The following is an 8,654-nucleotide window of genomic DNA, read 5'->3' as shown; positions in this document are numbered from 1 at the left end:
CGCGCGGGGGCGGGGGGCGCGCGGGGGCGGGGGGCGCGCGGGGCGCGGGGGCTAGGGGGGGTCGGGGGTGGGGTCGTAGCTTAGCCAGTCGAAGCGGACCGTGCCGGCGGCCGCGTACATGCCGATCACGCGGCCCGTGAAGCCGCCCGCCACCTCCGTGGACAGGTAGCGGCCGTCGAGCTCGTCGAGGACCACGAAGCGGCCGTCGCTGGACTCGAAGCCCAGCCGCACCACGTCTGGCTCCTGGCGCGGGTGGTCGGGGCTGGGGCCGGACGCCTGGGTCTCGATCCGCAGCACCACCGGGCCGGTGGGCTCGGGCCGCGCTGTTCGCCATTGGACGACCGGCCCGATGCGGACCCGGACGCAGATCTCGCCGTCGCCGGCCTCGATCTCGTAGTGGTGCTGTTCGTCGAGGCGGACGGCGAGACCGCCGCGCCCGGCGGACGCGTCGATGAGCGTGCGGACGCGGCACGACAGGTGCTCCTGGCGGCGCCCGACGAACGACACGGCCGGGTCGTCGAGCGAGCCGCCCCGCCCGTGCAGGGTGAGCCAGCCGGGCCGATCCTTGAGTGACCAGGTGGCGCCGGGCCGGGAGCGCACCGAGATCCAGCGCGGGTGCAGGTCGGCGCCGTCGAAGTCGTCGCGGGCGGGCGGCTCCGGGAACGGGTGCTGGGGCAGCAGGTCGGCCTGCATCTCGGGGGAGACGTCGTCGACGACCGGCCAGCCGTCGACCCACGCGACCGGCGCGAGGAACGTCTCCCGGCCGAGCACGTGCCACCCGGGCGTGCCGCCGCGCGGGCGGATGCCCAGGAACACCATCCACCACGAGCCGTCATGCGCCTGTACGAGGTCGCCGTGGCCCGTGTTCTGGATCGGCTGGTCAGTGCTGCGGTGGGTGAGGATCGGGTTGCCGGGGCACGGCTCGAACGGCCCGTTCGGCGAGGGGCCGCGCGCGACCGAGATGCCGTGGCCGCGTTCGGTGCCGCCTTCGGCGATGAGCAGGTACCAGAGGTCACCGACCTTGTAGAGGTGCGGCGCCTCCGGCCATTGCGTACCTGGCGTGCCCGACCAGATCCGGCGCGGGCGCGACAGCGCCGCGCCGGTGGCGGGGTCGATCCGCACCTGCTCGATGCCGGCGAACGTGCACCAGCAGTTGCCGTCGTCGTCCCAGGCCAGGTCGGGGTCGATGCCCTGGACGCCGGGCAGCGCCCGCGGCTCCGACCATGGCCCGGCGGGGTCGGTGCTGGTGACCAGCAGCGTGCCGCCGTGCGGGACGTTCGACGTGATCAGCCAGAACCGGCCGTCGTAGTGCCGCAGGGTCGGCGCGTACACGCCACCCGACGACGGCGCGTTGTCGAGCGGGAGCTGGCTGGGGCGGTCGAGAGCGTTGCCGATCAGCTCCCAGTGGACGAGGTCGAGGCTGTGGAAGATCGGTACGCCGGGAAAGTACTCGAAGCTGGAGCAGGCGAGATAGTAGTGCTCCCCGACCCGGCAGATGCTCGGGTCGGGGTGCATCCCGGCGATGACGGGGTTGGCGTACCTGCCGATCATCGCCCTCCGAGCGTAAAGGTCGTCTTGAGCGCATCATATGCGGGTTTGGGTGCGAAATTCTCGTCCAGGATGTTGGCCGCACCCTGTCCGTCGAATACACCCGGTACCCAGGAGTACTTGTCGGTGAACCCCCAGACGGTGAACGATACGCATCGCTGGGCGAGCAGGCACGCCTGGAGCAGGGCGCTGTACGCGTACGCCTGGGCCTGGATCTTCGTGGCGTCGGGCGGCATCGGCATCCGCACGTCGACCTCGGTGAAGGCCGTGTCGAGGCCCAGCTTCTCGAAGCGCCGCACGTTGTCGAGTACGTTGTTCGGGAAGGGGTACTGGACACCGAGGTGGCCCTGGATCCCGAAGCCGTGCACCGGCACCCGGTCGGCCTTGAGCTGCTTTACCAGCTCGTAGTACGCGGTGCTCTTGGCGTTGACGCCCTCGACGTTGTAGTCGTTCAGGTAAAGCTTGGCCTTGGGGTCGGCCTGGTGCGCCCAGCGGAACATGTCCGCGATGTACTCGGGGCCCAGGAGGCGCAGGAAGATCGTGTCGCGCAGTTGGGCGCTGTCGTCGATGACCTCGTTGACGACGTCCCATGCGACGATCCGGCCGCGGAAGTGGCCGGCGACCTCGAAGACGTGCCGCTTGAGGATCTGGCGCAGCTCGGTCGCGTCGATCTCGCCGGACGCGACGCCGTCGGTGAGCCAGCCGGGGTTCTGGTTGTGCCACAGCAGCGTGTGCCCGCGTACCTGCTGGCCGTTGGCGCGGGCGGAGTCGACGAGCTGGTCGGCGGCGGTGAAGTCGAGGACGCCGCGCTCCCGCTCGATCTCGCCCCACTTCATGACGTTCTCGGCCACGACCGAGTTGAACTCCCGGGCGATGGCCTCGCGGTACGGGGGGTCGGCGTTGAACGCGGCCATGTCGACCGCGGTGCCGATCCGTACGCCGGTGCGCTTGGCGACGTCGCGGAGGCCCTGGGCGGCTGCCGTGGCGTCGGTCGTGGCGTCGGTCGTGGCGGGGGCGGCGGGGGCGCTTTGTGGAGTGATGGTCAGGAGAAGGGCCGCGGCGATGGCGGTGCCGGCGACCGCGCGAGTCACCTTCATAGAATTCCCTTTCGGATACGTTCTCATCGAAGACACGCTTCCGGAACAGTTCCGTAACTTGCTGGGAACGCTATGGCTCCAAAAGCGGGTCGTCAACCCCCATGGATGGGCCAAAGGTGGGTGTCTCGCGGGGCACGTTCGATCCGAAAGCCTTTCGGTCGGTACGCTGTCATCTTCGACGAAGGAGCTGACGTGACGGTCGACGAAGGTCGCAGAATCACGATCACGGCCATCGCCCGCGAGGCCGGCGTGTCGGTGCCGACCGTGTCCCGGGTTCTCAATGGCCGCTCGGACGTGGCGCCGCAGACCCGCGAGCGGGTCGAGGAGCTGCTGCGGCGGCATGGGTACCGGCGGCGCGCCGCGCGGCCACGGGTCAGCGCCAGCCTGATCGACCTGGTCTTCAACGACCTCGACAGCCCGTGGGCCGTTGAGATCATCCGCGGTGTCGAAGACGTGGCGCACGCCGCCGGCGTCGGCACCGTGGTGTCCGCGATCCACCGGCGCACCGCCTCCACCCGCCAGTGGCTGCAAAACCTGCGCACCCGTGCCACCGACGGCGTCGTGCTGGTCGCCAGCGACCTCGCCCCACCGGTGCACGCCGAGCTGCGCCGCCTCAACGTGCCGATGGTGCTCGTCGACCCGGCCGGCGTGCCGACGCTCGACATCCCGACGATCGGTGCCACCAACTGGACCGGCGGCCTGCGCGCCACCGAGCACCTGATCTCGCTGGGGCACCGGCGGATCGGATTCATCGCCGGCAGCCCGTCGATGCTGTGCAGCCGCGCCCGCCTCGACGGGTACCGGGCCGCGCTGGAGGCCGCGGGCCTTCCGCTCGCCGACGAGCTGATCCGGCCGGGCGACTTCTACCACGAGTCCGGCCTGGAGGGTGCCCGCGCGCTGCTGGCCCTTGAGGAGCGGCCGACGGCCATCTTCGCGTCCAGCGACCAGATGGCGTTCGGTGCGTACGAGGCGGTGCGCCAGGCGGGCCTGCGGGTGCCCGACGACGTGAGCGTGATCGGGTTCGACGACCTGCCCGAGGCGCGCTGGTCGTCGCCGCCGCTCACGACCGTGCGGCAGCCGCTCACCGAGATGGGGCTGCTCGCCGCCCGCACCGTCCTGCGACTGGCGCAGGGCGAGCCGGTCGAGACGCCGCGTGTCGAGTTGGCGACCGACCTGGTCATCCGCGACAGCACCGCGCCGCTCGTCGACCGGTAATTTCGGCGATTTTCCGGAACGCATTGACTGCCGGCTGGCAAGACATCGATACTTGGGAACGCTTCCATCGAAGCTGGTAAGGACCTACGTGGGACCTTGACCGGCGCGGCGTGGAGGACTGCCCAGCCCCCACGCCGCGCCCCTTTTGCGTGGTTTGCTGAACTCGTCTTCGGGTACAGGGTTGCCGCAAGGTCGACACCTGAGGAGGCACCCCATGAGACTCGACGATGACGACATCCGCACCAGCGGCACAGGGCTGGGCGAGGAAGGGCCGGCGGACGGCGGCCTGGACCCCGCGAGCGAGGACGGTGGGGCCGACGGCGGCGCGGGTTCGCCGGAAGGGCCGGCCGACGGGGGAGCCGATCCGGCGGGCGTGGACGGTGGCGCGGACGGCGGCGCCGGCTCGCCCGGGTCAGGCGAAGGGCCGGCGGACGGCGGGGCAAACCCCGCCGGGCGTGACGGCGGCGCCGACGGCAGCGCTTCCGAATACTGATGATTGGGTACTGATGACCGGTTTCCGAGGGCCGGGCGGCGGGACCCGTCCGGCCCTCGCCCGCTGCGTGGCCCTGCCAGCGACGAGGTTCGCGGCCGTCCACTGGGGACGGATGCCCCTGCTGTCCCGCGCCGCCGAGCTTGGCGGGAGCGGTTTCACCGACCTGCTCAGCCCCGACGACGTCGACGAGCTGTTGAGCCGGCGCGGCCTGCGCACCCCGTTCCTGCGGGTGGCCAAGGACGGCCACGTCGTGGCGCCCGGCCGGTACACGGGCAGCGGCGGCGCCGGCGCGGAGATCGGCGACCAGGTGCTCGACGAGCGCATCCTCGCCCTGTACGCCGACGGCGCCACCCTGGTGCTCCAAGGCCTGCACCGGATGTGGCCGCCACTGATCGACTTCGCCAACGACCTGGGTGACCAGCTCGGGCAGCCGCTACAGGTCAACGCGTACCTGACCCCGTCCGGCAACCAGGGCTTCGCCACCCACTACGACACCCACGACGTCTTCGTGCTGCAGGTCGACGGGCGCAAGCACTGGCGGGTACACGAGCCGGTGGTCCACGATCCACTCGAACGCCAGCCGTGGGGCGGTCACGCCGACGAGGTGGCCGCCGTAGCCGAGGGCCCGCCCGTCCTCGACGCCGTGCTGTCACCCGGCGACGCCCTCTACCTGCCGCGCGGCTGGCTGCACAGCGCCTCGGCGGAGGGCGTCCGCTCGCTGCACCTGACGGTGGGTGTGCGCGCGCTGACCCGGTACTCCATTGTGGAGGCCCTGCTGGCGATGGCGGCCGACGAGCCGGCGCTGCGCGGTGGCCTGCCCTTCGGCCTCGACGTGGCCGACGCCGACCAGATCGCGCCCGAGCTGACCGAGACCGTGAAGGCGCTGCGCGACTGGCTGGACACCGCCGCGCCCGCCGCGGTCGCCGACCTGCTCCGCGCCCGCGCCTGGCCAGCTGCCCGCCCCGCCCCGATCCGGCCGCTGCGCCAGGCCGCGACGATCGATGCCCTCGGCCTCGACACCCGCGTCGCACCCCGGCCGGGGCTGCGCTGGCAGCTCGTCCCGGAGGGCACCGACCGGGTGGCGCTGCGGGTCTTCGACCGCACGCTGAGCCTGCCCGGCGAGTGCGCGATCGCGGTGCGAGCGCTGCTGTCCGGCGGCGTCTCCCGCGTCGGCGACCTGCCCGGCCTCGAAGCCGACGAAGACCGCCTGCTCCTGGCCCGCCGCCTCCTACGCGAGTCCATCCTGACCCCCGCGTAGCCCCGCGCGCGGGCCTACCAGATCAGCAGCAGCGCGGTCAGGGTGGCCAGGCCGGTGGCTACCACCACGGCGAAGGTGGCCGGGTCCAGCGTGACGTGGCGGTGGTCGGCTACGACCTTGGCCGGCCACAGGCCTGCCAAGGGGCCGAGGATGGTGACGACGAGGGCGAGCACCGGCAGGCCCACCGCCAAGTCGCCGCCGTACTCACGGCCGGCCCACCGGGCCGCCTCCCGCAGCCCGAAAGCGACCGCCGCGCCGAGGGCGCTCCACAGCATCAGCAGCGGGTACGCGGATGCGGGCATCTTGCCGGGACGCCACTCCTTGTCGAGCAGGTCGCGGGTGCCTTCGAGGAGCTGGTCCGGGTTGTACGACTCGCCGGTCGCCAGGGTCACCGGCGAGGGCACGCCGCCGTGGCGGCTCGCGGCGGTGCCCAGGCGGCGTACGGTGCGGCCCCACAGATCCTCGGCCTCGTGGTCGATGCGCTCGACGAGGGCGCGGGCGGCGGCCAGTTCGGTCTCGGCGGCGGCCAGGGCGGCTCCGGCCTCGCGTTCGGCGCGCGCCGCGGCGGCCACCTGCCGTTCGTGCCATTCGTCGGCCTCGGCCCGGCGGGCGTCGACGCTGGCGTACCGGCTGGCGAGGCGCGCCATCGCGTCTTCATAGCTCATTGGAATTCACAGCCCACTTAGGACAGTCCGTACGGGATGATGACCTCCGGGGTGCGGTGCCGGGCCCGGTCGAAATAGAGCGCCCGCCACGGTCGGGGGTACCAGACAGGGCCGCCCTGGCCGGGGTGGAAGCCGGTGAGGTCGGTGCCCTGCACGTCGAGGGCCACCCACGCGCCGATGGAGTCGGTGCGCGACCCGGGGCCGCCGAGGGTGTCGCGGAGGCGGGCGACGCCGCGCCACCAGCCGAGCACATGTGTGCGCCGCTCGGGGCCGGTGTTGAGCAGCCGGCGCAGGTGGTCGTGGCCGGAGCCGCCTGGTGTCTTGGCGCTGAGCCGGGTCGCGGCGGCGTCGGCGGCGAAGAGCACGACGTAGTGGGGGAGCGCCGGGTCGGGCTGCCAAGTGGGAAGCGCCTCGGCGAGATCCTCCTCGTCGTACCAGCCGGTGTCGTCGGGCAGCACCTCGCGCAGCCACTGCGCGGTGGCGGCGGCGTCGGCGTCGAGACAGGCGACCGAGAATCGCGCGGTGCCGGGTGCGTGCTGCCGCGCGAGGGACCAGGCGGCCGCGCCGAGCACCGCGCACGCCTCGTCGACCTGGGTGCCGATGACGGCGAGGTTGCGTCCCGGGCTGCGGGGCAGCGGCAGCCGCGCGGCGTGCGCCTGCACGTCGATCGCCTCACCCAACAAAGCCACTGGAGCGCCATCGGAGGGCACGGGAGCGTCGGTCAAGCGGGGGACCGCGTCGCCGTCGAAGAGCCGCGGGGGGCCGAGCGACACCGGGCGTTCGCGCCACAGGCGGTTCTGCAGCTCGCCCCACACCCGCCGGTCTCCCGCGGCCGGTATGCGGACGATCTGGTTGGCGTCGAGGGCGCCCGAGTCGGCGTTCACCACCGCGTGGTGGCGGGGCAGGTTTTCGGCCGCCGGGTTGGTCTCGGCGAGGATGCGGCGTGCCTTGGGCAGCGCGATGCGCAGCGTGAACTGGGCGACCAGCGCCGGCCGCCCCCACAGCGCCTCGATGCCGGACACGTCCTGTGAGGCGAGGATCAGGTGGATGCCCTGCGACCGCCCGCGCCGGGCGAGGTCTTCGAGCAGGTTGGCCGCCTCCTGGGCGAGCGCGTCACGGCCGGCGAGCAGCACCTGGAACTCGTCGATCACCGCGACGACCCGCGGCCAGCGGCCCTCGGGGTCTTCGGCGCGCAGCTCGGCGAGCTTGGTCACCTCGTACCGCTTGGCGGCGTCCGCCCGGCGTCGCAGCTCGCGGCCGAGGAAGCGCAGCAGCGCGAGCCCGAACTCCCGGTCGGTGTTGACGTTGACGCCGACGAGCCGCACGTGCGGCAGCCAGCTCGGGTCGCGCTGTCCCGGCGCGAACCGCGCGAACGACACGCCCTCCTTGAAGTCGAGCAGGTAGAACTCCAGCTCGTCGGGGTCGTACCGGGCGGCGAGCGCCCCCATCCACGCGTAGATCAGGTTGGTCTTGCCGGTGCCGGACGGGCCGGCGATCAGCGCGTGGGGCGGGTAGTCGGAGAGCGTGACGTTGACCGGTCGCCCCTCGGGGCTGTCACCGACGGGCGCGGTCAGGCCGGCCGCGGAGTTCTCCGTCCAGATGTCGCCGGGCAGCAGGTCGGGGAAGGACGCCGGAGTGGGTCCGGTGGCGTACCGCTCGGCGAGCCGCCGGCACGTCGCGGTGACCAGCTCGGCGGGCGGCGGCGGGTCGAAGCGCACCGGCAGCGAACCCCATCCAGACACCGAGCCCTCGGAGGAGACGGTCACCACCGAGGGGTGGGAGGGCATGGGGATACCGTGCACGATCAGGTGGACCCCGCATGCCGCACCGGCGCGCAGGATCCGGTCGAGCTGAGCCCGTTCGTGACGCGAAAGTTCGTCGCCGCCCAACAGCACGGCCACCCGCCACGGCTCCGGCCGCCTGCCGGGGTGAGCCGCCGCCATCTCGCGCAGCGAGCCGAAGTCTCCGGCGAGCACGTTCTCGTTGATCCGCCGGATGTGCTCTACGAGGTCGTCCAGCAGCCCGGTCAGCCCGCCCGGCCCGACGAACGTCAGCAGCCCCGCGGGCGCAAGCGGCGCGAACCCCGCCAACCCTCCGCCCAGCCGCTCCGGGTCGTACCCGGTCAGCCGCACCTGCCCGGGCCGGGTGCGGCCGAGCGCGCGCAGCAGCACGGTGCTGACGATGCCGTCGGTGTGGTCGCCGGTGAGCGCGAGGTGCCCGTGGTCCAGCAGCGGCACCAGTGCCGGCACCGGCGGCGCGCCCGCGATCCGCACCGCGCCGATGCGCAGCGGCCCCGCCGGCTCGCCGGCGGCCGCGGGCGCCGCGTGCCAGCCCTCCCACGGTTCGCCAGCGGCGCCGGGCGCGGCCAGCGCGCCGTC

The 8,654-nt window shown here is 73.0% G+C and carries 7 protein-coding genes; 3 read left to right on the top strand and 4 right to left on the bottom strand.

Going from position 1 to position 8,654, the window contains the following annotated elements:
* Window positions 1–51 precede the first annotated feature (51 nt).
* Both V6V89_RS40450 and V6V89_RS40445 read right to left on the bottom strand, forming a co-directional pair.
* On the bottom strand, window positions 52–1,551 hold the full coding sequence (locus V6V89_RS40450) for a glycoside hydrolase family 43 protein (protein WP_334625008.1): 1,500 nt from the start codon (window positions 1,549–1,551) through the stop codon (window positions 52–54).
* Entirely contained in the window at window positions 1,548–2,645 is a 1,098-nt protein-coding gene (locus V6V89_RS40445; protein ID WP_334625007.1) for an endo-1,4-beta-xylanase, read from the bottom strand. The genes V6V89_RS40450 and V6V89_RS40445 overlap by 4 nt, the downstream gene beginning before the upstream one ends.
* 192 nt (window positions 2,646–2,837) lie before the next feature.
* On the opposite strand from V6V89_RS40445, the gene V6V89_RS40440 reads away from it, so the two are divergent.
* The 3 genes from V6V89_RS40440 (at window position 2,838) to V6V89_RS40430 (ending at window position 5,611) form a co-directional block, all read left to right on the top strand.
* The gene (locus V6V89_RS40440; RefSeq protein WP_334625006.1) at window positions 2,838–3,860 is read left to right on the top strand and encodes a LacI family DNA-binding transcriptional regulator; all 1,023 of its coding nucleotides are present in this window, start codon (window positions 2,838–2,840) and stop codon (window positions 3,858–3,860) included.
* A 214-nt stretch (window positions 3,861–4,074) separates the two neighbouring features.
* On the top strand, window positions 4,075–4,353 hold the full coding sequence (locus V6V89_RS40435; protein ID WP_334625005.1) for a BatC protein: 279 nt from the start codon (window positions 4,075–4,077) through the stop codon (window positions 4,351–4,353).
* A 13-nt stretch (window positions 4,354–4,366) separates the two neighbouring features.
* Complete coding sequence (locus V6V89_RS40430; protein WP_334625004.1) at window positions 4,367–5,611, top strand: cupin domain-containing protein; 1,245 nt, start codon at window positions 4,367–4,369, stop codon at window positions 5,609–5,611.
* Between the two features lie 14 nt (window positions 5,612–5,625).
* Here V6V89_RS40430 and V6V89_RS40425 read toward each other — a convergent pair whose 3' ends face one another.
* Both V6V89_RS40425 and V6V89_RS40420 read right to left on the bottom strand, forming a co-directional pair.
* Window positions 5,626–6,276 carry a hypothetical protein gene (locus tag V6V89_RS40425; protein WP_334625003.1) on the bottom strand — a complete coding sequence of 217 codons (651 nt, stop codon included), beginning with the start codon at window positions 6,274–6,276 and terminating at the stop codon, window positions 5,626–5,628.
* Between the two features lie 17 nt (window positions 6,277–6,293).
* Window positions 6,294–8,645 (bottom strand): FtsK/SpoIIIE domain-containing protein, encoded by a 2,352-nt coding sequence (locus V6V89_RS40420; RefSeq protein ID WP_334625009.1) that lies wholly within the window; start codon window positions 8,643–8,645, stop codon window positions 6,294–6,296.
* Between the last annotated feature and the right edge of the window lie 9 nt (window positions 8,646–8,654).

This window comes from Micromonospora sp. CPCC 206061 (genome assembly GCF_036906915.1).
In the GTDB taxonomy this organism is placed as follows: domain Bacteria; phylum Actinomycetota; class Actinomycetes; order Mycobacteriales; family Micromonosporaceae; genus Phytohabitans.
This window is presented reverse-complemented; position numbering and strand designations above follow the sequence as displayed.